This is a genomic window from Sphaerochaeta sp. UBA5836 (genome assembly GCF_002432845.1).
Taxonomy (GTDB): Bacteria; Spirochaetota; Spirochaetia; order Sphaerochaetales; family Sphaerochaetaceae; genus Sphaerochaeta.
In genome coordinates, this window is sequence record NZ_DJGW01000106.1 from 18,978 (window position 1) to 43,060 (window position 24,083).

The 24,083-nt window shown below is 51.5% G+C and carries 23 protein-coding genes; 2 read left to right on the forward strand and 21 right to left on the reverse strand.

Annotated features, from left to right (window positions below; all coding sequences use genetic code 11):
* Nucleotides 1-13: 13 nt before the first annotated feature.
* The 10 genes from B3F49_RS10085 to B3F49_RS10130 form a co-directional block, all read right to left on the reverse strand.
* On the reverse strand, nt 14-1,717 hold the full coding sequence (locus B3F49_RS10085) for a sensor histidine kinase (protein WP_293910800.1): 1,704 nt from the start codon (nt 1,715-1,717) through the stop codon (nt 14-16).
* Nucleotides 1,707-2,453: a response regulator transcription factor gene (locus B3F49_RS10090; protein ID WP_293910873.1), complete on the reverse strand. Its 747-nt coding sequence runs from the start codon at nt 2,451-2,453 to the stop codon at nt 1,707-1,709. The genes B3F49_RS10085 and B3F49_RS10090 overlap by 11 nt, the downstream gene beginning before the upstream one ends.
* A 26-nt stretch (nt 2,454-2,479) precedes the next feature.
* Nucleotides 2,480-3,328 carry a carbohydrate ABC transporter permease gene (locus tag B3F49_RS10095; RefSeq protein ID WP_293893115.1) on the reverse strand — a complete coding sequence of 283 codons (849 nt, stop codon included), beginning with the start codon at nt 3,326-3,328 and terminating at the stop codon, nt 2,480-2,482.
* A complete protein-coding gene (locus B3F49_RS10100) occupies nt 3,328-4,209 on the reverse strand; it encodes a carbohydrate ABC transporter permease (protein WP_293893118.1) in 882 nt (293 codons plus the stop codon). Before B3F49_RS10100 ends, B3F49_RS10095 begins: the two co-directional genes overlap by 1 nt.
* A 72-nt stretch (nt 4,210-4,281) precedes the next feature.
* Nucleotides 4,282-5,565 carry an ABC transporter substrate-binding protein gene (locus B3F49_RS10105; protein ID WP_293910801.1) on the reverse strand — a complete coding sequence of 428 codons (1,284 nt, stop codon included), beginning with the start codon at nt 5,563-5,565 and terminating at the stop codon, nt 4,282-4,284.
* 221 nt (nt 5,566-5,786) lie between these two features.
* Complete coding sequence (locus tag B3F49_RS10110; protein ID WP_293910803.1) at nt 5,787-6,662, reverse strand: PfkB family carbohydrate kinase; 876 nt, start codon at nt 6,660-6,662, stop codon at nt 5,787-5,789.
* A 3-nt stretch (nt 6,663-6,665) separates the two neighbouring features.
* Nucleotides 6,666-7,754: an ABC transporter ATP-binding protein gene (locus B3F49_RS10115; RefSeq protein WP_293910805.1), complete on the reverse strand. Its 1,089-nt coding sequence runs from the start codon at nt 7,752-7,754 to the stop codon at nt 6,666-6,668.
* A gap of 11 nt (nt 7,755-7,765) precedes the next feature.
* Complete coding sequence (locus B3F49_RS10120; RefSeq protein ID WP_293894214.1) at nt 7,766-9,457, reverse strand: ABC transporter permease; 1,692 nt, start codon at nt 9,455-9,457, stop codon at nt 7,766-7,768.
* A gap of 74 nt (nt 9,458-9,531) precedes the next feature.
* Nucleotides 9,532-10,548 (reverse strand): ABC transporter substrate-binding protein, encoded by a 1,017-nt coding sequence (locus tag B3F49_RS10125; RefSeq protein ID WP_293894217.1) that lies wholly within the window; start codon nt 10,546-10,548, stop codon nt 9,532-9,534.
* A gap of 239 nt (nt 10,549-10,787) precedes the next feature.
* Nucleotides 10,788-11,663, reverse strand: a complete 876-nt coding sequence (locus B3F49_RS10130) for a sugar phosphate isomerase/epimerase family protein (protein WP_293910807.1) — start codon at nt 11,661-11,663, stop codon at nt 10,788-10,790.
* A 116-nt stretch (nt 11,664-11,779) separates the two neighbouring features.
* Between B3F49_RS10130 and B3F49_RS10135 the strand changes: the two genes are divergently transcribed.
* Nucleotides 11,780-12,583: a TIM barrel protein gene (locus B3F49_RS10135; protein ID WP_293910809.1), complete on the forward strand. Its 804-nt coding sequence runs from the start codon at nt 11,780-11,782 to the stop codon at nt 12,581-12,583.
* Here the strand turns inward: B3F49_RS10135 and B3F49_RS10140 are convergent.
* Nucleotides 12,564-13,850, reverse strand: coding sequence for a sn-glycerol-1-phosphate dehydrogenase (locus B3F49_RS10140; protein ID WP_293910811.1), 1,287 nt, complete (start codon nt 13,848-13,850; stop codon nt 12,564-12,566). The two genes, B3F49_RS10135 and B3F49_RS10140, sit on opposite strands and share 20 nt — an antisense overlap.
* A gap of 67 nt (nt 13,851-13,917) precedes the next feature.
* Here B3F49_RS10140 and B3F49_RS10145 point away from each other — a divergent pair, with 67 nt between their 5' ends.
* Entirely contained in the window at nt 13,918-14,559 is a 642-nt protein-coding gene (locus B3F49_RS10145) for an SGNH/GDSL hydrolase family protein (protein ID WP_293894228.1), read from the forward strand.
* Here the strand turns inward: B3F49_RS10145 and B3F49_RS10150 are convergent.
* The 10 genes from B3F49_RS10150 to B3F49_RS10195 all read right to left on the reverse strand — a co-directional run.
* Nucleotides 14,548-15,156 carry a TetR/AcrR family transcriptional regulator gene (locus B3F49_RS10150; RefSeq protein WP_293894231.1) on the reverse strand — a complete coding sequence of 203 codons (609 nt, stop codon included), beginning with the start codon at nt 15,154-15,156 and terminating at the stop codon, nt 14,548-14,550. The genes B3F49_RS10145 and B3F49_RS10150 overlap by 12 nt on opposite strands.
* Before the next feature lie 9 nt (nt 15,157-15,165).
* Nucleotides 15,166-16,584: an FAD-binding oxidoreductase gene (locus B3F49_RS10155; RefSeq protein WP_293894234.1), complete on the reverse strand. Its 1,419-nt coding sequence runs from the start codon at nt 16,582-16,584 to the stop codon at nt 15,166-15,168.
* Nucleotides 16,581-17,576 (reverse strand): electron transfer flavoprotein subunit alpha/FixB family protein, encoded by a 996-nt coding sequence (locus tag B3F49_RS10160; RefSeq protein WP_293894237.1) that lies wholly within the window; start codon nt 17,574-17,576, stop codon nt 16,581-16,583. The genes B3F49_RS10155 and B3F49_RS10160 overlap by 4 nt, the downstream gene beginning before the upstream one ends.
* A complete protein-coding gene (locus B3F49_RS10165) occupies nt 17,569-18,390 on the reverse strand; it encodes an electron transfer flavoprotein subunit beta/FixA family protein (protein WP_293910813.1) in 822 nt (273 codons plus the stop codon). The genes B3F49_RS10160 and B3F49_RS10165 overlap by 8 nt, the downstream gene beginning before the upstream one ends.
* A gap of 161 nt (nt 18,391-18,551) precedes the next feature.
* The gene (locus tag B3F49_RS10170) at nt 18,552-19,868 is read right to left on the reverse strand and encodes a TRAP transporter large permease (protein WP_293910815.1); all 1,317 of its coding nucleotides are present in this window, start codon (nt 19,866-19,868) and stop codon (nt 18,552-18,554) included.
* Nucleotides 19,868-20,407: a TRAP transporter small permease gene (locus B3F49_RS10175; protein WP_293894246.1), complete on the reverse strand. Its 540-nt coding sequence runs from the start codon at nt 20,405-20,407 to the stop codon at nt 19,868-19,870. Before B3F49_RS10175 ends, B3F49_RS10170 begins: the two co-directional genes overlap by 1 nt.
* A 69-nt stretch (nt 20,408-20,476) precedes the next feature.
* Entirely contained in the window at nt 20,477-21,493 is a 1,017-nt protein-coding gene (locus B3F49_RS10180; protein WP_293894249.1) for a TRAP transporter substrate-binding protein, read from the reverse strand.
* Between the two features lie 122 nt (nt 21,494-21,615).
* Nucleotides 21,616-22,605, reverse strand: a complete 990-nt coding sequence (locus B3F49_RS10185) for a TRAP transporter substrate-binding protein (protein WP_293892488.1) — start codon at nt 22,603-22,605, stop codon at nt 21,616-21,618.
* A complete protein-coding gene (locus B3F49_RS10190) occupies nt 22,602-23,378 on the reverse strand; it encodes a response regulator transcription factor (protein ID WP_293892490.1) in 777 nt (258 codons plus the stop codon). Before B3F49_RS10190 ends, B3F49_RS10185 begins: the two co-directional genes overlap by 4 nt.
* On the reverse strand, nt 23,356-24,083 hold a 728-nt coding region (locus B3F49_RS10195), incomplete at its 5' end, for a sensor histidine kinase (protein WP_293910817.1). The genes B3F49_RS10190 and B3F49_RS10195, both read right to left, overlap by 23 nt.

Below are 24,083 nucleotides of genomic sequence, written 5' to 3' on the forward strand. Positions count from 1 at the left end.
AATGTGAGTTCTTTCACAGAACTTGGACATCTTTTTGATTCATCTCCTCTTCCTCGCTCCGGTAGACGAACGGCAACCGGACTTCCACAGAAAAGCCCTGTTCAGAAGGAATCAAATACAACCCGTATCCCTGCCCGTAGGCATAGAGAATACGTTGGTGGATATTCAAAAGGCCTATATGATTGCCTCGCACATGCAATGCTTCCTGGGAAAACGAGGACGCGGTTTTGCTGAGTTTATCCTGCAAGTCAGCAAAAACATCGGCGCTGCAGCCAGGTCCGTCATCGACAACCCTGATGCAGAGTCCTTGTTCATTACAGAACATAACCACCTTGATGGCAATAGGTTTTTGGCGCAGATACACCCCATGCACGAAGCAGTTTTCCACCAAAGGCTGCACGCAATACTTCAAAATTCTTATATCATCGGGAACGGTCTCCTGAATATCCAGGTCGAAGCTCACCAAATCCCGATACCGGATCTCTTGCAGGTGCACATAGTTGCGGATATAACGAATCTCTGATAGAAGGGGTATTTCATTGCGCCTCTCCCTCAAATCGAAATGCAGGATATAGGAAAGCGCCCGAAGCGCTTCAAGGCTCTGCTTCTTGTTTCCAAGCTCGACGATACTGACCAGGCTGTCGAGTGTATTGAAGAGGAAGTGAGGGTTCATACGTGCCTGCAACACCTCGAACCGTGATTGCGCCTGCATTGCTTCATACCGACGCAGGTTTACATACATCTTGTTGAATGCAATCATGAGCACAATGAAAACCAGGGAGAAAAGTCCTGTCAGAATCAGGATGAAAAGGTAGTTTTTCCTTGATTGATTGATGATCTTCGTCCAGGGGATTCTCGTCGAGAAGGTCAATCCCAATTGCGTATTCCTGGAGAACATAGAGATATATGCGTCTTCCTTGGCAAAGACCATACCGTTGCTCAAATCGATTGAATCGAGCACTTGCAAATCTGTATCATATTGAAGCATGGGCTTTACTTGCAACGGGATATTCCTGCTCGATTCCAATGCCATGCCTTCGCGGTCATACACAATGACTTCAAGGGGGGTGAAATCATCTCCAAAACCAACCTGATAGGAGTTCATGTGTTGAATCAAAAGAGATGTAAGGTTGAATTCAAGAAACGCAAAGGCAATCCCGCCTTCTTCTGTCCGATACCAAAAAGCTACAGGAAGAAGCGTCGACAAATCCAGATCATCGCGAAAAGCTCCAGCCACCTCAAACCCAAAGTCATTGAAGCCTCTGGATCCCAACAGCTTCAACATGGACTGCTTCTCTTCGGTCATATAGGCTTTCCACCAAGGATTTCGTTCAGTAACCGGCTTATTGACATTCGGTGCATAAAACACAGTCCCATCACTACTGACAATCCACGAACGGTCGAGGCTTGAGGAGGTCAGACGCAGGTCGAACAACTCCTGAACCAAGTCAAGGTTACGCTCTCCTTGCTCGTGGAACCGAAGCAGCATCTGTACCCGTAACGCCGCTTTTTCAATGGGAGTGAAAATTGTTGTCTGTAAATTTTCCGTATAGACCTGCAGGAATTGTTTTTTGTTGTCAAGCAGGAACAGCGTACTGCGCTGAACCCATAGCCAACTGAGCATCAAGATTACTGAGATGAGTATCGAAAGGGAAACAGCCAGAATCCTGTTCCATGACCGCTTTACCTGTCCTTTGAGAAGTCCGTCATTGGACATAGTCAATCCCTTGCTTGGACAGGGTACTCTTCCGATATTGGCCGGGAGATACGGCATACCGTTTCTTAAAGCACCGGTTGAAATAGGAACTATCACCAAACCCAACCCGGTCGGCAATTTCTTCCAGCGTCAAATCGGTATCCAGCAGATACTTTGCAGCCATATCACTTCGATAGGCATGCAGGTATTCTACAAACGTCATACCGCACTTCTTGCTGAATGAAGCACTCAGATAGCTTGGAGAAACGTTGGCAAACTCGGCGACAGCGCACAACGAGATTTCTTGATTATAGTAGTGCTCAACATATTGGACCGCTTTTTTCACATAGACAGGCAAATTTCGATCAGTAAAATAATGAATCTGCGGATCTTTGGCATTCATCAGGCGAAGAATCTTATCCAACACCTGTTCCAAGTCCTTCTGAAAGACCGGCTTCAGCAGGTAGTCGAATACTGAAAGTTTGATGGCCTTCTGTGCATAGGAGAAATCCCCGTATCCGCTGATGATGACTGCCAGTCCATCCCAATTGGATGCACGTACTTCCTCCAAGAACCGAAGGCCGGTGTTCCCTGGAATTACGATATCACTAAATATGATTTCTGGTTTGTTTTGTGCAAAGAGAGTACGGGCCTGTTCATAGGTGGAAGCCTTGGCTACAATCTCAAAAGCCGCATTATATGAGGAGATATAGGAACTGTACCGTTCCATGGCATTGGGTTCATCCTCGATCAGCATTACCCGCACACATCCCCCCCTCGGTATCAACCCTTTACGCCGGTCAAGGCGATTCCTTCAACGAAATACCTTTGGGCACTCAAGTATACCAGAACTATGGGCGCAATACTTATTAATGTTGCTGCCATGACCTGATTCCACTTCACATCGAAATCCCCCCTCAGCAAGGCAATACCCAACGTCAAGGTACGGTTGACATCACTTTGCAAAAATACCAAGGCGTAAAGATACTCATTCCATATCGCCAGCAGGGTGATGATCAACAATGTAGTCAGTGCCGCCTTGGAAAGCGGGAGAATGATGTGCACAAAACGTGCCCAGTACCCATAGCCGTCGATTACGGCAGCTTCTTCCAATTCCTTGGGTATGCTCAGGAAAAATTGACGAAGTAAAAAGGTCCCGTAGGCAGTAAAAATGCCGCTGAGTATCAACGACCAGTGGGTATCCAGCAATCCCATTTCACGAAATATGATGAAATTCGGGATGAGAACTACTTGGCGGGGAATCATAAGCGTTGCCAAGTAGAGAAAAAAGAGCATATCCCTTCCCTTGAAGCGGAGCCGCGCAAATGCATAGGCGGCCATGCTGCTGGTGGTGAGTGTCCCGATGATTACCAAGCTCGAGACCTTGATGGTGTTCCACAGGTACATTCCAAACGGGAGCGCCTTGAACACCTGTCGATAATTGTCAAAATTGAATGATGTGGGAATCAGAGAATATTGTTTGGTATAGACTTCTGAATAGGTTTTGAAGGAGGTTGCTATCATCCACCAGAAGGGGATGAAAAAAAATGCCGCCAGAATAACCAACAAGAGGTACCAAACCCAATTCTTGGTGACTTTTCTCCATTGAATCGTTGCTACTTGTGTTTTCATCAGTTGAACACCCACTTATCGGAATAATGGTTTTGCACCAGTGTGATGATAAAAATGGTTATGAAGAGAATCAGGCTGAGTGCAGAGGCATACCCCATCCTGAAGAACTGAAAACCATTTTGATAGATATACATAACAAGCGTATTGGTAGCATTGGCAGGCCCTCCTTTCGTCAACACCGAGGTCAAGTCAAAAATTTGGAATGAACCAATCAGACTCGTGGTCAGGGCAAAGAACGTGGTCGGGCTGATCAGGGGAATCGTGATATGCAAGAATACATCCATACTGTGCGCGCCATCGATGGATGCCGCTTCATAGTAGGAACGGGGGATTCCTTGCAAGCCGGCAAGGAAAATGACCATGAAATACCCGAGTTCCTTCCACAGCCCGACGAGAATGACTGAAGGCATGGCCCAGACAGGAGAAACAAGAAAAGGAATGATGTTGATTCCCAGCAGGGAAAGCACATGATTGATCAAGCCATTTTCCGAGCTCTCCAGAAGAGGCGTCCAAATAAGCGCGACTGCCACACTTGAACAAACCGAGGGGAGAAATGCGACGGAACGAAAGAAATTGCGGCCGTGCAACTGCTTGTTCAGAAGGATGGCCAAGAGAAGGGAGAGCAGCAGGTTCAGGGGGACCTTGATGAATGAGTAATAAGCAGTATTTTTCAATGCCATCCAAAACACATCGTCTGTAAGCAGCTCCCAGTAATTAGCAAAACCGATAAAGGATGGGCTGTTTAGTAATCCCCAATCCAGGAAACTTATACCAAACGATGCGAGCGTTGGAATCATTGAGAATAGTAGAAAGCCAAGTATGTTCGGCAACAAGAACAGGAATGCCGCCAAGCCCTCGCCATGCTTCATTGTTAGTTTCATACTACGTAACCTTTGGTGGATGAACGCGGATTATGTCGTCGGACAGCAACCCGTCCGACGACATACCACAATTTATTTTGAATTTGTTTCAATGATTTTGGTGATATCTCCACGGATATCGGCCATGGCTTGTGCAGCGGTCTTGGTTCCCAGCATTGCACTTTGAACAGCCGGTATTACCTTCGATTCAATGGCTGCGTATCCTGTACGAAGCGGCAATGTGTGCCCGTACTCCTTGGCGATCAACTCACTAATCTGCTTGATCTGCTTCGGATAGAGATTGGGATCAAGATACAGATCCCAGTTCTCGGCGATGTTGAGCGTCGGTGGGAATCTCTTTGCACGTACATAGAGGTCTTCACCTTCCACACCACGGAGGAACTTGGTAAAAATCCAGGCAGCTTCTTTCTGCTTGGAGGACTTGCTTATGCTGATGGTATTGCTCTTGAATACAGTGGTATTCTTGCTGTTCATTGCTTGCGGCATGGTCCATGCTTCAAAGCGAATCCCCTCGATCTTCTGGATTGCGAGAATTTCTTGTGCGGATCCGCTCATCATGGCAATGGTACCATTGCTGAACCAACGGCGCAAAGCTTCGGTGTTCCCGCTGTTGATGGTATCCTTGGGCATGTAGCCTTCCTTGTACAGGTCTGCAAGCATCTGAATTGCACTTGAGGCTTCAGGACTGTCACCGGTATAGCGACTCTTGTCCTCGCTGAGCAGGGTACCGCCCTTCGACCAGATATGTGGCAGGACACTGGAGAGATAATTGGTATCGATTGCAAAACCATACACCTTGTCTTTCTGGGGGTTGAAGGAGCGAACGATGCGTTCAAAATCCTTGGTGGTCCAATCCAAGGAAGGAAGTGCAACACCGGCTTTCTCAAAGACATCAAGATTCAACAGCATGTACAGTGGAGCGGTTCCCCAAGGAAGGCCGTAAATCTGTCCGTCGACTGTTGCTTCCTCGATACCCATCTTCGGATAGAGGTTCAAATCAATCTTGTCCCTTTGGATATAGGGGCTGAGGCTCTCGACCGCACCAAGCTTGATGAAGTCATAGAAATAGTAATCGTCGATACGCATCACATCGGGAGCCATGTTGCCTGCGATCATGGTCATGAGCTTGGTATGGTAGTCGGCATACCCGCTGACAATCGGCTCAATCTTGATATCGGGATGTTTCTCCTCGAATGCCTTGATGATGTCCTGTTCAACTCCGATGGCATCAGGATTACCCCAGAATGCATACTTGAGTGTCACAGGTCCGCTTTTCTGTGGTTCCTGGGAGCCTTGCGCTCCCACAGTGGCAAGAATCATTACCAAACCCAACAATACCAGTAGTGTTCGTTTCATCGTGCTAACCTCCTTTTGGTTTTCTTCGATGTTCCTACATCCTCATGGTCCGAGGGCCAAAACACCATGGTTGATTTTTCTCTATACTTGGATATTCTTTTGATATTTTGCAAACAATTATCCTATAAACAGACAGAAAATCCATACATACTAAATGAAACGAGTCCTTTTTTCGCAAAAAAAGAAGAGAGGCCGAACCTCTCCTCATTCCATGCATACTGCTAAATGCGATCCCGCTCCATGCGCTTGTGCACCTCATCAAGCGTTCCCCTAAACACTCCGGGCTTTTCCATCTTCAGACTGCAGAGCGCTGCCGCAAAGCGGGTGGACTCAGCTGCATCGTGGTCCTGCCTCCAGGCCAGGTATGCTGCAAAAGCGGTATCACCCCGTCCGGTACGACCACTGTTGTTGCTGTTGGTGAACGGGGCGGTATGGATGTTCCCCTGATGACAGACCATCACTTCGGTATTGTGGGTGAGCATCACCTCCTGTGCTCCCCAGCCGTACAACAGTCTGGCCGCCTTCTCGCGGTCGTCCAAGCCCGTGAGAATCTTTGCCTCGGCGGCATCGGTCTTGAAGTAGGTAATATAGGGAAGCAGCTCCTGCTTGCGCCCCCAGTCCCTGAAAACAAGATTCTTCTGTTCATCCAGACACCGAAGCACCCCTTGGGCGTCGAGGGCGACCTTCCCGCGTTTTGCAAGCGGCAAAACCAGAGAGTCTGGAATTTCTCCACCGAACAGGCCTGCAAGGTGGTAGATGGATGCCTCTGCCTGCACCTCCTCAAGCACGAAGGGATCCGCCTGGGAGAGGAGTATCACCTCACGTCTCTCCTTGTCTGCAGTGAAGTAGGTATTCTTGATCGAAGTACTCTGTTTGGAGGGCAATACGTCCCAGTCAACCAGAGGATGCTGAAGGTTTTTGAGAATATGCAGGTCATTGTCAGCCAGCTTGGTGATGACTTTAACACGCTTGCCGGCAGACCCTGCAGCAAACGAGGAGTAGACGACAGCCCCTCCTACGATATCCTGTCTCACGTTCTGATGATCGATCAGAACATCCTGGGAAATGTGTCCGAGCATCAAAATATCATACTTCACTTCTTATCCCTCCATCGGCAGCACATGCAAGCTGCGGTCCTTGAATGCCAACCCCACTTTATGACCTTGGGAAAAAATCGGGTGATACTGGGGGTCGGCTACTTCTATCTGAAGAACCGTGCGGTCGGGCAGTTCCACCTCATAGAGCATCTGAGAGCCGAAGTAGACAGAGTTCACCACCACCCCTTCCACCAGAGCCTCACTCGGATGCTCAGGGAGAATTGATTCAGGACGGGCTACAATGAGTACCTCTTCACCTGCCTTGATCTCCTTGTTCCAGCGAGGAGCAACGATTTTCTTACCCAAGAACCGCAATAGCAACTGCTGTGCATCAACCGTTTCTACGACTGCGCGCAAAAAGTTCGCCTTCCCGATGAACCCGGCAACAAAACGATTCACCGGATGACTGTAAATCTCGGCAGGAGAACCCACCTGTTGGATCAAACCCCTGTCCATGATTACAACCTTGTCGGAGAGCGTCATCGCCTCCTCCTGGTCGTGGGTGACATAGACGCTGGTAATTCCCACGCGCTGCTGCAGCTTGCGGATTTCCAGACGGGTGGAAACACGCAGCTTGGCATCGAGATTCGACAGCGGCTCATCAAAAAGCAATACCTTCGGCTCCATAACCAACGCCCTGGCAAGACTGACACGCTGCTGCTGCCCGCCGGAAAGCAGTCGAGGCTGACGATCACCCAGATTCTCGAGACCGATCAGGTTCATGATATCATCAACCTTGCGCTTGACTTCCTCATTGCTCTCCTTGCGAATCCTGAGGCCGTAGGCAATATTCTCAAACACTGTCATATGAGGAAACAGTGCATAGTTCTGGAACACCATCGCCGTCGGACGCTTGTTCGGGGGAATCTGATTCATACTCACCCCGTCGATATAGACATCACCGCAGGTAGGGGTGTGAAAGCCTGCAATCATTCTGAGGGTGGTGGTTTTCCCACACCCCGAGGGGCCGAGCAAGGTCACCAAATCGCCTTCCTTCACCTGCAGATTGATATGGTCGACAGCCATCACCTTGTCAGAATCGCTGCCGAAGGACTTCGTCAAATCTTTCAATTCCAAATATGCTTCTTTCATGGCTTCTCTTCCTATTCAATGATGGAGCTGGATTGCATGCCCCTGCCCATCCGGTCGGTTGCGAGCTTGATCAAGCCCAAGGCGAGCAAAACGATGGCGATCAGCAAAAGACTCATGGCGGCGGCCTGAGCATACTGACTATTGTCGACAAACCCGAGTACGGCGACAGTGATGAAGTTCCACTTACCCGATACGACAAAGATGATGGCACTGATGGCGGTCATCGAACGGACAAAGCAGTTGGCCAAGCCCGAGAAGAACGCCGGGGTGATCATCGGGAGGGTGATCTTTCTAAACGTGAGACCGCTGTCCGCACCCAAATCAATCGAGGCCTCCTCGATGGAGGGGTCTATCTGCTCAATGGCGGCAACACCGTTTCTGATACCCACGGGCAGGTTTCTGAACACCAAGAGAGCCATGATAATGAACCCCGTCCCGGTCAGGGTCACGGGCATCAACGGTGATGGCGTATTGAAGGCGAGAATATAACCGATACCTACGACGGTTCCGGGAACCGCAAAGGTCAGCATACTGGAGAACTCCATCGCATTACGCCCGAAAAATTGCTTTCTAGTGATCAAGTAGGCAATGAACATGCTCAAAATACCGGTAATCGGGGTAATGATTACAGAAATGTAGAGGGAGTCGAGGATGTAATTTTTCCCTACACGCCACATTTGAACGTAGTTGCGAAGGGTCAGCGTTGCATCAATACCCCAAAGCTTCTGGAACGAACCCCAGACGACCATGCTGTAGAAGAGAAGCACGATCAAGGCGAACATAATGCAAAAGGCATAGACAGGGTACTTGATGTACCACTCAAGATTCTTGATGGTTGCCGAGGTGGGCTTGCCGGTAACGGTGACATACGACTTCTTGGAAAGCAGGTACTTCTGCAGATAAAAGGCGATTACCGTAGGAATCAACAGCAGGATGGCAAGCGTTGATCCGCGGGCAAGGTCATACATGCCGGTAATCTGCAGATACGCCTGCACCGAAAGGACCGAGAAGTCCCCGCTGAGAATCATGGGATTGCCGAAATCGGCGAGTGACTGGATGAATACCAATAGCCATGCACTGACGATGCCCGGGGTGGCCAGCGGCAGGATGATGGTCTTGAAAATCTTGATCCTCGAAGCTCCGCAATCCATTGCGGCCTCTTCCAAAGCAGGGTCAATGGCCTGCAACACCCCCACCAGGGCCAGAAAGGCAGTCGGGGCATAAGCGATGACCTCAACAATGGTCAGGCCGGTCAGGCCGTAGATGTTTCCAATCGCCCCTGCAAAAATTCCCGATCTTCCAAAGAGCAGGATGCAGGCGAGAGCCACAACAAACGGCGGGCTTACCATCGGGAAGGTTGCAATCAAACGGAATGCACCCTTCGCTTTCATCGGAGTCCTGGTGATGGCATAGGCGAACACAAAGCCGACAAAGGTTCCGATGGTGGCTACAAGGACACCGAGAATCATCGAATTGAAAAGCGGCCTGATATAATACGACTGCCTAAGGACATCGCTGTAGTTCTTGAGGCTGAAATGCCCCTCATACGACAGGCTTGTCTTGAACACCTGATAAATCGGGAAGATTACAAAGAGAATCAAGAGATAGAAGATTACAAGGATGGAAATAAGCAAAAACGGTTCCTGTATCAGCTTCTTTATCTCATTGATGCGTTGAATATGGCTGCGGCCCTGATGTTTCATCACCCACCTCTTTACAGCAAGGTGCAACCCCGCTGAAAGCGTTGAGATTGCACCTTGATTTCCGACATGAACTGTTATTTGCCGATACGGTCTCTCCAAGCGGTGACGTACTCATCCTTGGCAAGTCCCATCTTCACGGCATCGTAGTCAATCAACTTGATGTCGGACAGCTTGACGGCTCCTTCTGCAACGGCTGCCTTGGGATTGACAGGCAGACGTGAATACTTCTTGAACAGGTTCTGGGCTTCTTCAGTGAAACACCAATCCATGAATATTTGAGCCTCTTCAACCTGCCTTGCCCCCTTGATCATGGAGACGGCACCTACTTCATACCCGGTACCTTCCTCGGGGAAACTCATTACCAAGGGGTAGCCCATGGCAACACCCTTTGCAACGATATCGTGGGAGAAAGAGATGCCGACTGCACATTCGCCCAGGCCGGCGCGTGCGATACAGGCAGTACCGCTCTTGGTGTACTGGTGAACGTTCTTGTCAAACTTCTCCCACCAATCGAGGGCTCCCTCCAAGCCTTTCATCTGAATGATGGTGGCCCAGGTGGTATAGGCAGTACCGCTGGTATACGGATAGGCCATTTCAATCTGTCCCTCGTAGACAGGGTTCAGCAGATCGTCCCAGCTCTTGGGGGGCTGGAGATTATGCTTTTTCAAGAACTCAGTGTTGGTCACAAAGCCGATGGCACCGGTATAGAAACCGTTCCAGCTGTAATCATCAGCATGCAACATCGGTGCAAGCTCGAAATCAGTATTGGGTTTGTAGGGAGTCAAAAGGCCCTTCGACTGGGCGTTGATGTGGTCGGTATTTGAACCGCCGAACCAAACACTTGCCTGCGGATTCGACTTCTCGGCTTCCATTCGGGCCAATACCTCGCCCGAACTCATGCGAACATACTCAACCTTGATCCCGCTGGTCTTCTGGAATACATCCAAATAATACTGGGCTTCTTCGGTATCCAGTGCGGTATACATCTGCAGTGTCTGGTACTTCTTGGGTGCACTCTCGGCCGTTGCCTGAGCGAACAAGGGCATGGCAAGCATCAGTATTGCCGCCAGTACGCATAACATTTTCTTCATCTTCAATCCTCCTTTATGTACAGCTCCCTTACCAGGAGCGGCAACGCCTCCTACCATCAAGAACGCATCCTCCTTCGTTCTTGAATCCTTTTATGAAAACGTTACCATACTTTGATGATTGCATCAAAGTCGGCATTTGTCAAACAATTCCCATTTTTCTTCTCCACCGCTACAAACAGCAATGTGTTTGAAAAAAATTGCAGGGATGCCTCACTTTCAGCTATAAGAACGTTTTCATTTCACTTCAATCGTGAAGCAAGGAGACGGGAGCGAACCTTTTCTTGAATCGCTTGGTTGAACGGTTCGAAATCCTCATAGGTGTACTCACAGATGTAGCGGCCTTGATACGATTGGAGATGGGAAAACACCTCATCAAAGGGGACGCTTCCGAAGAACGGAGGAATATGGATATCCCCCCGCCCGAACTCCCGTCTGTGGGACATCGACAGACAGTCGTAGGCAAGGCGGTCGGTGATCCTCAGCTCCTCAAAGCGTCCGGTATTGTCATTGAGGTGCATGTGGCACAGATGGGGGGCCATCTGCTTCACCGCATCGAGGAAGTCGAAATGAAAGCGCCTCGATGCCAGATAGGCATGGCCGGTATCGAGATTGAGCTTCAGGTTGGGATGCTTGATTTGGTCCATCATCTGCACCACAGGCTCCACCAGTTCCACCTCGATGTTCTCCACCGCCAAGGTAATCCCAAGACTGCCGGCAAGATCGGCCGCCCGGCGATGGGCATCGAGAAACTGCCGCTCCGCCTTCAGGTTGTTGGTCTTGATCTCATAATGCAACACCAGAATATCGATATGCAGGGCATGGCACACCTGAAGGGAGGATTGCAGCACAGAGGCATGCAGCGCATGATCGTCGAGATTGCGCAAGTCCAAGCCACGCCCGATGTGGGCGGAATACAAAAGTGAATGGCGGGTGAGCACCGGCTCAACGGCATCGACCCAGGCTTTGCAAACATTCCCATCTATGATGAAGGGAAACATCTCAAGCGACATCTCAACGGCATCGAAGCCTTGGGCTTGAACCTTTGACAAGAAGGCATCCAGGGCCTCCAACGTTCGAACTTTAGGCATCTTCACCCCGACTAGCGGCCATTTCATCTGTACTCGTCCCCTTTGCTAGAGCAAGTCTAGCACCGCTGTCAAGCAAACACCAGCATTGTTTGCTTGACAGCTTGATGACAGATGGTAGTATGAGGCACAGGAGGATTGTACCGATGCAAATTGGCTTGAATAGAATCATAGCTCCTTCGCTGCCCCTTTATGACTTTTTTTCCCTCGCCCAGCGTTGTGGTTGTTCCATCATTGAATTGAGAAATGATTTGACAAATCAGCACCCGTTCGATACTAAAAATCCAGAAGAAGTACGCGACCAACTTGCCAAGTACCACCTCAAGGTGGCCGCCATCAACGCCCTCCAACGTTTCAATGAGTATACGGACGCCAAAAAGGAAGAGCTCAAAAGCCTGCTGGAATATGCAAAAAGTCTCCGAGCTGATGCAATAGTGCTCTGCCCTGTCAACGGCGTCGAGCGCGAGGCCGACCGAGCCTCTTGGCTTGAGCGTACCACCCAGTCCCTCTCCGAGTATGGACCCTTGTTCGAGGAGTACGGACTGTACGGCTATGTGGAACCGCTGGGCTTCAGAGCCAGCTCGCTCAGAACCAAAGCCGAAGCGATCAGGGCAATCGAGGCAAGCGGCTATGAGCGATGGTATCGCCTGGTGCATGACACCTTCCATCACCATCTTGCCAACGAAAAGCAGTATTTTGCCTCCATGACTAATCTTGTACACCTCTCTTCGGTTGCATCAGGCCCCAGACACACCGAGCCGACCGATGCCGACAGGATACTCTTCCAGGAGGATGACCTGCTCGCCACCGCCGAACAAGCCCAAGCCTTGGTCAACAGTGGATACAGGGGAATTTTCTCGTTTGAACCCTTCAGCCCTGCCGTACAGAATCTCGATATCGATACTTTGGAGACCGAAGTCAAGAAAAGTATCAACCAACTCTTCCGCTGAGAGCCTCCAAGCTTTGCAGTGCGCGGTCGAACAACCCCAGCTCGTAGTAGAGGTCAAGCACGGTATAGCGGTTGCGAATCATCTGGGCTCCGGTCACGGCCCGCTTCAAATCCTCGAGCGTTGCATTGATATGACTTGGATGTACGGGACAACCGACCTCGACAAGGGAAGCCCTGAGCTCCTTTGAGGGGGGTAGTTGGAGGGCGATCCGCTCCTTGAGAATGGGAAGCAGGGCCATGAGCTCTTTGCGCCTCGCATCCAAGGCCTCCCCTTCCAAGAACTTTGCCTTGGAGACGGCTATGGCTTCTTGGGCAACCGTCTCATTGGGGAAGAAGGAAAGAATGGCCTGTTTTCGTTCCTCCCAGCTTTGGCTGCTTTTGCCGTAGCATTCGGAAACATCCAGTTCGACCAGTTCTTCATACAGGTGGACGATGGCCATCGTCCCCACTGCAACCTTGAAGCCATGACTTACCAAAAGACCATCCTTGCTCAGGTGCTCCATCTCCCAAATATGGCTGATCAGATGCTCCGCCCCGCTTGCCGGACGTGAGTCGTGCATGATCTGCATGGCAAAACCGCTGGCTGAAAGCGCATCGAAAAGCAGGCCGATCCCTTCACGCTGCCTGTTTGCGATACCCCGGTGGTGGGCATACACTGAACGCAGAGGCTTTTGAACCATGTCCCAGACATCCGTCCGGATGGCCTGCACACCCAACAGGTCTGCCAGAATCCAATCCATTCCGGCTGTAAATTTTGCCATGCAATCGCCGTATCCGCTCGCTATCATCTCGGCGGGGGCCTCGCAGAGGACGTCGGTATCGGCAAGAACCACCAAAGGAGCGGCACAACTCAAAGTCTGCTTGAACCCCTTGATGGAGACGGCGGCACCGTAGGAAGTGTATCCATCCACCGAAGGGGCGGTGGCGACAACCATGTAGGGGCGGTCCAGCTCGGAGCTGGCACGCTTGGTGATATCGTTGAGCGTCCCCGAACCAAGAACCACGGCGATACTGTTGTCCATCTCCAGACTGAGACGAACCTGGGCGATGGAATGCTCATCGGCATAGGGCTGTGGAACGGCAGGAAAAATGAACTGACGAACCTCGATGCCGGCCTTCTCCAAAGAGCGGACGGTGGCAAAGCCTCCGACTCGAAGCGTGTTTCCATCGGCGATCAACAGAGCGTTCGTATGGCCGAATGCCTCCACAAAGGTTGAGCCGACCTTCTTCAGTGCTCCACGTTGCACCAATGAAATCTTCGTATCCATACAAGCCTCCCCTGTGAGCATACCACAGACACTTGAGCGAGGGAAAGCAGTGCGATAGACTGCCCTCATGACACACACAACCTTCTCAATCCTCGGTGATTCCATATCCACCTTTGCAGGTTTCGTCCCTGCTGAAAACGAACTCTTCTATCCCAAGGAGGGGGTGGATGTGACCAAGGTCGAACACACCTGGTGGCACCAACTGGCCAAACGCTGCAACCTGGACTTGTTCATGAATGAATCGTACTCGGGAAGCAGGATCAGCAGGACCGGGCTCAGACCCCTAAGCTCCTCGTTTCTGGACGAGAAGCGACAGGCGCGACTGGGCGGGGATCTAATCATCATCTTCGGAGGGACCAATGACTGGGGACAGGCCGACCTGCCCGTCACCAAGCAGGTATTCATCCAAGCCTATGAGGAGCTGGTAACATCCATGCTCAGGCAACACAAGGCCGGCAAGCTCTACTTCTGCACCCCCTTGCAGCGTACCGACAGGGCTTTGGACCAGGTGAACATCCACAACTGGAGCCAGCTTGAGCTGGCAGATGCAATCCGCACCATTGTAGGGACTCACAAAGGAGCCCACCTCATTGACCTGGCAGCCTATCCGATCCGCGAAGGCGACGGGATGCTTGCAGACAACCTCCACCCCACCAAGCAGGGCATGGAGGTCCTTTCCCACCTGGTACAGAAGGGATTAGGGTTGTAGCAACGCAGGAAGCAGTAAAAATTGGCAATACTCAAGGCCGGCCTCCACGAGATCAAAGGAGGCCGAACTGATATTCCAATCGAGGAAGAGACCGCGGATGGCACGGTTGAAAAAGTCGGCATACTGTGCACTCGATTTCTCTCTCTTGAACAAGCCTTTCCGCTGGCCTTCCTCGATGATCGATCGGATGAAGGTGTACCAGAACCGGCTTTGGTCGGTAATGACCTTGTCCGAACCCTCCTTGAGGACTTGGTTGGCATACAGGACCTTCAGCGTCTCACAACCGATTACATCGCGGACATACGTCAGCTGCAACTCGGTGAACCTCAGCAGCCTGTCGGCATCTGAAGCCTGCTTGAGCACCTCCTCCTCAATACTGCGGTAGTAGGCGTCGATGGCCCAGAACTCCTCGACAATGATGTCGCTTTTGGTGCTGAAATAATTGTAAAAACTCCCTTTTGCCGTACCTGCAAAGTCGGTAATCTCCTTGATGGAGACCTGGTCGAAGCCCTTTTTCTTGAAGAGTGTCAACGCACTCTCAAAAATAAGCTGCTTGGTCGCCTCGGCCTTGCCGTGCGGTTTGGGTTGCTTTGCCATGTACACTCCTCAGTCCAGAATCTTGCCGGGGTTCATAATGTACAGGGGATCGAAGGCTGCTTTCAAGGCCTTGAAAAGCCTGTACTCCTCCGGCGCTGTCACCTCCTTCAGATACCCTTTCCGCTTGAGGCCGATGCCGTGCTCGCCGCTGATCTTTCCTCCGAGCTCACCGGTGATGAAAGCATACAGTTCAGAGAGAAGCTTCGGTTCCAACACCTTCCAATCCGCAAGGCTCATCTCAGGATCCTTGACGATGGTCGCATGGAGGTTTCCATCACCTGCATGGCCGTAGCAAGGAATCCTGACCTGATACTTCTCTTTCAGCGCTTCAAGACGGGGAAGCACGAGGGGGATTGAGGCGATGGGAACCACCACATCCTCCAGGCTCTGAACCGGGCTGTAGACCTTGATCGCCTCGGCGATGTTGCGTCGGACCGACCAGATGCGCTCGCGCGTGGTGGCATCCTCGGCGATATACACCTCCATCGCACCCTGTTCACTGCACAAATCCCCTACCTGGATCAGCTCGCGCTCGACCGTCTGTTCATCCGTTCCGTCTATCTCGATCAACAGCATCGCCCCCACACCCTCAAGCGGCAGGCTCTCATTCAGGTACGAACAGGACATCTCGACAGAGCTACGGTCCATGAACTCAATGCTCGTCGGGATGATTCCCTGCTTCATGATCAGGGGAACCACGGCGATCGCTTGTTGGGCGGTGGCAAACGGAACCAAGAGATCGGAGGCGACCTTGGGAACACCCAGCAGTTTGATCGTCGCCTTGGTGATGATTCCCAGTGTCCCTTCGCTGCCGATGTACAGCTGCTTCAGGTCATACCCGCTGACATCCTTGGTGACCTTGCCACCGAGCTCGACAATATCACCCTGCGGCGTGACCACCTCCATTCCCAGGATGTAGCGTCCGGTCACCCCGTACTTGACCGCCTTGCCGCCACCGGCATTCTCTGCGATGTTGCCTCCCAGAAAACAGGTTTCAAGACTCATCGGATAGCCGGCGAAAAAGAGTCCCCGGCTTTTGAGCTGCTCGTTCAACTCGTTGGTGACAATACCCGTCTCGGCGGTAACAGTCAGATTCGCCTCATCGATTTCCAGTACCTTGTTCATCTTCTCCACCGACAATACGATGCCCCCGAAAAGGGGGATGGCGCCACCGGAGAGGCCTGAACCGGCTCCACGGGGAGTTACAGGAATTCTATAGCGGGTGGCCAGCTTCATAATTGATGCAATCTGACCGGCAGAAACCGGGGTGAGCACCACCTCGGGAGTGTGGGCGTACTCCTCCTTGGAAGTCTCGTCATGACTATAGTTTTCGATGCGTTCCAAATCGGTCAGGAGGTTTGCCGCCCCTACAATGGCCTTAAGCTCATCCACTATTTCCTTGGTGACAATTCCGTATGCGTTGTTCATACCTTACTCCTTGCTTCCAGCCGTTTTTGGATTTCCGGCAGGATGGTGAACAAATCTCCGACCAAGGCAAAGTCCGCAAGATCGAGGATGGCTGCATGCTCATCCTGGTTTATCGCCACGATGCACTTTGCCGTCTTGATGCCTGCAAGGTGCTGGATGGCCCCCGAAATTCCCACGGCCACATACAGACGAGGTGATATGGTCTTGCCTGAGAGCCCGACCTGGTGGGGATAGGCCGCCCACCCTCGGTCCACCGCATCCCGGCTCGCCCCGACCTCTCCTCCAAACGCTTTTGCAAGGCTCTCGATCAAGGTGAAATTGTCACGCTTCTTCAGGCCTTTTCCTCCGCTGACGACAATCTCAGCCTCTTCGATGCTTGCACTCTGCCCTTCCAAGCTTCTCAGGCCAAGGACCTCGACGTGCTCGTTCTTCCAAGCAGGGGAGGCGGGAATACGGATGATCGTGCCGACCCGGCCGGCATCTCGTAGAGGTTTCTTGGTGGAGTGCGGCCTGATGGTCGCCATCTGGGGACGATGGTCGGGACTCTTGATGGTCGCCATGATATTGCCCCCGATCGCCGGGCGGGTCTGCAGCAGATTTCCCGTTCCTTCCTCGATTGCAAGCTCGGTGCAGTCGGCAGTCAAACCGGCATGGACCTGCACAGCCACATAGGGCATCAAGGTACGTCCGGTTGTGGTGGCAGCAGCAATCATCACCTGCGGCTTATGCTCCTCGAGAAGTGCAACCAGGATTCGGGCATAGCTTTCACAAGTAAAATCGGCGAGATGCTCGCTGTCCGCAACATACACCACATCGGCTCCATGCGCTATCAAGGAGTCTAAGGCCGACATCTCAATCCCATGGCCCAGAACCACTGCTGCCAATTTCACTGACAAGCTGTCGGCAAGAGCCCTGCCGCGACCAAGCAGCTCATAGGAGACATCCTTCAATCCATGCTCACCGTACTCACTGAGCGTCCATACTTCAGCCATGATGGGCACCTCCTTTGGGCAGCAGGTCCTTCTCATCCAAGAAGGCCATAAGCTGGTCGACTGCCGCAACAAGCGATGCATCATCCTCCACCTTGGCTACAATACAGTTCCTGCCGACCTTGGGAACATCAATCTTGACCACCTTCGTCGGAGAGCCCTTCAGTCCGATGAACCGGCTGTCAGCATCAAGCGCCTGGGCATCCCACACGGCAATCGAGCTGGCCATCGCCCGCTTCTTGCCGCTGAGAGTGGGGAGGCGGACCGACGAAATTTCCTTCACGACGGTAAGCAGGGCCGGCAGGGTGGTTCTCACCTTCTGATATCCCTCTTCCATCAAGCGCTCGACAACCAAGAATGTATCGTCCACTGTCTCAATCTTTGACACATAGGTAATTGCAGGAAGCCCGAGCCACGAAGCGAGAGCCGGTCCGACTTGGGCGGTATCACCGTCGGTCGCCCGCTCTCCGGTAATGATGAGGTCGGGTATGCCGAGCTTCTTGACTGCCAGCGAAAGAATATAGGAGGTGGCCCAGGTATCAGAACCGCCGAAAGCCCGGTCGGTCAGATGCACTGCGTCATCACATCCCATGGCGATGGCCTCCTTGAGCACTTTGACGGCACTCTGCGGACCCATGGTGATGACGCTGACCCGTGCCTGACAGCGATCCTTCAGCTGCAGTGCCGTGCTTATGGCATACAGATCCAATGGGTTGAGAATGGAAGCAGAACTGGACCGAATCATGGTACCGGTTTGCTTGTCCATCTGAACATCACTGGTCTGGGGAACCTGTTTTATGGGAACAATAATATGCATGCATACCCCCTCTTTTGCTCTATCTTAAGCGGGGTTCTGCTTGCCGTCAACAAAAAAATGACCGCGGTCACTTTTTACTATCAATGCTGCAAGGGCAACCTAAAAAAAAGAACCGGAGAAAAACTCCGGCTCATGCTTACACGATATACGATGGAAGACTGCTAGGCGTAGAGAGGAATATATCCTCCGAAAACCTGCGGCAGGAACAGGCTGATCTCAGGAATGAATGACACCAAGAGAAGTGCGACAATCATACAGAGATAGAACGGGAGCGTTGCTTTGACAACCCTCTCCATGGGAATCTTTCCAACGGCTGAACCGATGAAAAGGACTGCTCCGACAGGAGGCGTCAAAAGGCCGATACCGCAGTTAAGCACCACCATGATGCCGAACTGGATGGGATCGAGGCCGCAGACTCCGGTTGCAATGGGGAACAGGATCGGGGTTGCAATCAGGATGATCGGAGCCATGTCCATGATGGCACCCAGCACCAATAAAATCACATTCAACAGCAGAATCAACAGAATCCTGTTGCTGGTAAGGTTTGTAATGGCTTGGGCGGCAAGCGTAGGAACATGCAGCGTAGTCAGACAATAGCCGAAGACAGAGGATGTTGCGATAAGGATAAGGACTATTGCAAGGGTACCTACACAATCATCCAAAACCTTCCAAACACCCTTCCATGTCAAACCTTTGTAAATGAAGACGGAGACAATCAAGGAGTAGATTACCGCGATGGCAGCCGATTCAGTAGCAGTGAATACACCTGCGACAACGCCGACGACGACGATTACAACCGCAGCGAGCGCCCAGATGGATTTACTCAGCTGAATAAAGAAATTTTTAAGACTGAACGCATCCCCCTTTGGATAGCCCCGCTTCACCGAGATGATGTAGGAACCGATCATCAAGGTGATGGCAAGCAAGGCACCGGGAAGATATCCAGCAAGGAACAGACTGCCCACCGAAATTCCGCCGGCGGTAGTGGCATAGATGACCATGTTGTGACTCGGAGGTACCAGCAGTCCTTCGCAGGAGCTGGTAATGGTAACCGCAGTGGAGAAGTCTGCATCGTAGCCTTCGTCGACCATCATGGGAATGAGGATAGAACCAAGGGATGCACTATCGGCGGCGGCCGAACCGGAAATACCTCCAAAGAAGTAGGAAGCTACAATGTTTACCTGGGCCAAGCCTCCCCTCATCCATCCTACACAGGCGTTTGCCAAGGCGATGAGTTTTTGCGAAATACCACCGGAGCCCATCAATACACCCATGGTGATGAAGAAAGGAACCGCCATAAGGGAGAATGAGCTGATGCCCTTTACCATGAGGCGACAGATGTCATTGAGGCTGTTGCCTTGAAAGAGCATGCAGAATACCGAGGAAAGTCCTACTGCATACGCGATAGGGAACCGCAGCAAAATCATGATAAAGAAGCTTCCCAGAAGAATCAGAATTGCAATGCTGTTTGCGTCCATCAGGCCTTCTCCTCTTCCTTCACAAAGAAGGACTTCAAATGGTTGTAAAGAGACTCCAATTCAAAAATGATCATGGCAAGCCCGGCAAGAGGTACAGGGAAATACATCCAGAATCGGCTGAGCCAGGGAATGGAAACATAAAACCCCCTGCCTCCGAGTGTCGTTGCATACCGCCAGCCGACGAAGAGCATGATCAGGCCGAGACTGAGAACAGCGATATCGGAAAGGATGTCCAGAAACTTGATGACACGCTTGGGAAGGTATTTGTCAAAGGCGGTCATCCTGATATGCGACCCCCTCCTGATGGCAAGGGCGGCTGAAAGTACAGCCATATAGGACATGCAGGTCAAAACCACCTCTTCCGTCCAAGCAGGATCCTTGAGGAACGGAACATATTGATTGAACATACGACCGGCTACCGCATAACTGGTGATAAGAATATCGGCTATCAGTAGCAATTTACAGATAATTAGTACAATCTTATCTGTCAAATCGTATGCATGTTTAACTTTATCCATGGTTGCAAAGAACTTTGGCATGGTGTATCTCCTGAGACTTGAAAAGGTGGGATTGACTGTGCAATCCCACCAATACCTGACAAAAAACCTTTACTTCAATGCCTTGATCTTCTGATACAGAGCGGCCTGGCTCTTTGTATTCTCTTCGATTACAGCCTTACTGGCATTGGCCCACTCGCTCTTGTCGGCAACTTCAACAATATTGACACCTTCCGCCCTGAGAGCTGCAAGCACTTCATTCTCTGCGTTCTCGCTGATCTCGGCATTGTATGCCTGAGCAAGCTTGCCGGCTTCCATGATGGCGCTTCTCTGCTTCTCGGACAGCTTGTTCCAAGCGGTGTCGGTAATGACAACCTGGATGGCACCAAGGGTATGACCGTCAAGAATCATGTTTGGGGCGACTTCGTGGAAAGCATTGGCCTTGTAGTTTGCAATCGGCTGCTCGGCGCCGTCGACAACACCGGTCTGGAGGGCGGAATACAGCTCACCGAAGGAGACAACGGTCGGGGAAGCACCAAGGCCTCTGACCATGCCGTTCATAACCGGGTCATTGGATACACGGAGCTTCATACCCTTGAGGTCGCTCATCTTGGCGACCTTCTTTACAGTAAAGAAATGTCTGAAGCCTTCCTCACCATAGAAGATACCGCGAATCGGAAGACCGATGGTCTGGGGTTCGTTCAGGAACTCGGCAGCGAGGTCGGAGTTGGCGAAAGCCCAGAAATGAGCTCTGTTCTCGAAGGTGAACGGAATGGACAGAAGCTTGGACTTCTCAGCACCATAACTGGTCAGCGCGAATGCGGAGATTCTGGACATGTCGATCGACGTACCACCACCGAGGATGGAATCGAGAACGTCGTTCTCGGAACCAAGAACACCGGAAGCCTGGATGTCGATGGTGACCGTACCACCGCTGAGCTTCTCGACCTGCTCTTTGAAATACACACCGGTCTTGCCGACGATGCTGTCAAGCGGGTTTACCTCGGCATAGACAAGCTTTACATTTTTTTCAACTGCGGGACCCGCAGCAGTTTCTTGCGAACCAGCAGCAAATGCCATGGAAGAACAGAGCAAGAGTGCCAAAAGAACAAACATTACACGTTTCATAGGAGCCTCCTCAAAGAAATTCGACCTGATTACCACAGGTACACGAAAAAATCTATACGAGGAAAATCGTGCACGCAAGGTGCAGTGAAAGAAAGTGCAATCTATCCAAAAAATTGAAAAATTTATGTATCTCCAATCCTTTGAACAATATCCTGTTCCTTCGGGCCAAGTTCCTGGTACAGAGGCTCCATGGCTTTCTTCAGGGCAAGCATGTCGTCCTCACCGGGAATGGTGAACTTCACCCCTGATTGCACAGCCTCCTCATACGCCCGCTTTTCTTCTTCCTGCCAGAGCTTTCGCTCATAGAAACCGCTTTCCTTGGCACACTCGGTGATGAGATTGACAAAGGCCGGATCGACAGCTTCCACCTTCTTCCGGGCATCGTTGCTTATCATCACAACCTCGGGGAGCCTGAAGTGTTCATCTTGATAGAAGTAAGGCGCCGCTTGGTTGTGATCCATGAATACATAGCTTGGAAGGTTGTTCTCAGCCCCGTCGATGCGCAGTTTCTGAAGCGCAGAGTACACATCCCCATAGGGAATCTGCACCGCCTTGGCACCAAGCAGTTCGATGGTACGGCTCATCATGTCATTCTCTTGGACACGGATGGTCAGGCCTTTGAGTGAAGAGACGCTGGAGATCGGCATTCTGGTATAGAAACTCCTGGCCCCGGCGTCATACCACGCCAATCCCACAAGACCTTTGTCGGACATGCCTTGCAGATACATATCACCGATCTCTCCATCGAGAACCCGCCACATATGGGCGCTGTCGGTATAGAGGTAGGGCAATTGGAGCGTCCAAAGCTCGGGGAAAAATTGGGAAAGCGTGCCCAATGAGAACCGGGACATGTCGATGCCCCCGTAGACCATCTGCTCCATCACACTGTTTTCCGATCCCAATACACTGTCCGGATACACCCTGATCTCGATTTTCCCGCCGGTCCGCTCTTTCACCAGTTCAGCCATATATTTTGCCGCTTCAACCGTTGGGTACCCGTGCCCCTGATTATCGGCATAGCGGAGGACCAATTCAGGATGGCTTGTTTCCTCTTTGCGACAAGCGAAGAATACACAGACAAGGACAACAGCAACGAGCAATACCTTTCTCATCGATGCATACCCCCTCCGGCCTGTCTTCGGTATTCAGTCGGCGTAAGCCCTGTGTTTTTCTTGAAAGCACGGGTGAAGTAGCTGGAGCTGTCATATCCTACCATGGACGCAATTTCTGAAGCAGACTTGAAAGGATCGCTGAGGTATTCCTTCGCTGCGGAAATCCTGAGGTTGGTGATATAATCAAGGAAGTTGACTCCGGTACACCGCTTGAAAATGCAACTCAGATACGATGGGCTGATATTGAGCAGGCTGCTTACCGAATCCAGTGAAAGATCATAGTTCATGTAGCTGTGTTCCAGGTACTTCTTCACCTTTGCCATCATCAAGGCAGCCTTGTCGGTCCCTTCATCCTCTTCCATGCAAGTGCCCTCCCGAGGACGCATGGCCTTGAGCTGCCGCTCGGCCTCCACCTGGCTGATCGCCCGCTTGACGGCCCTTTGGACATCCTCCCTGTCCACCGGCTTGAGGATGTAATCGATGGCCCCCAGCTTGACTGCTTCACGGGCGTAGGAGAACACACTATATGCAGTAATGAAAATAATGCGGCAGGAGGGTTTGTCAGCCAGGATTCTCTGGGAAGCTTCCAGCCCGTTGAGGGCTGGCATTTCGATGTCCATCAGCACAATATCCACATCGTACAAGGATGCATAGGTAACAGCCAAGCGCCCGTTTTCCGCTTGATGGATCTCAAGAAGCGGATCAGGGGAGAGGATTTTATACAACAGTTCCCGTTCAATGCTTTCGTCATCAACAATCAGTATCTTGATCATCTTCTTCCTCCTCCTTTTTCAGTACCAGCGGCATCTCGATGAGAATGGTGGTACCCTTTCCTTTTTCAGAAGTCACCTCAAGACGACAGCGGGAATCAAGCAGCTTCAATCGGGCGGCGACCGTATACAGTCCGATATGCTTCCCTGTCATCGGAGAATCGAGAAGACGGGATTGCAGAGCCTCGAGCTCGGGTTTCTCCATCCCCACCCCGTCATCCTCGACTTGTACCAAGAGTACACCATTATTCTCTTGCAAGGTAAGCCAGACAGTGCCGGGTAGCTCTTTCGGCCCAAGCCCATGCTTGAAGGCGTTCTCAACCAGCGGCTGGAGAAAAAAGGAAGGCACCAGTGTTTCGGTCAAGACCAAGGATGGCGCAATATCCCAAACAAGGGACATCTTCTCCTTGAACCTGGCCTTGAAGAGGCTGTAATACTCATCCACAATCTGGATCTCCCTGGAAAGGGGGACCTGCACCTCGTTGTCGGCCAAGGCATAACGGAACAGACGGGCGAGGGAGGAGAGCAAGGCATCGGTTTCCTCGGCCTTCTCCTCCTGGGCCGTATATTTTATCACGTTGATGGTATTGAAGAGAAAATGGGGGTTGATCTGGCTCCTAAGAAGCTGCAGTTTCTCCCGCTCCAACAGATTCTGCATTGCCAATGCCTCGGTATTCTTTCTATGCAGCTCCTTCTCCATCTCATTGT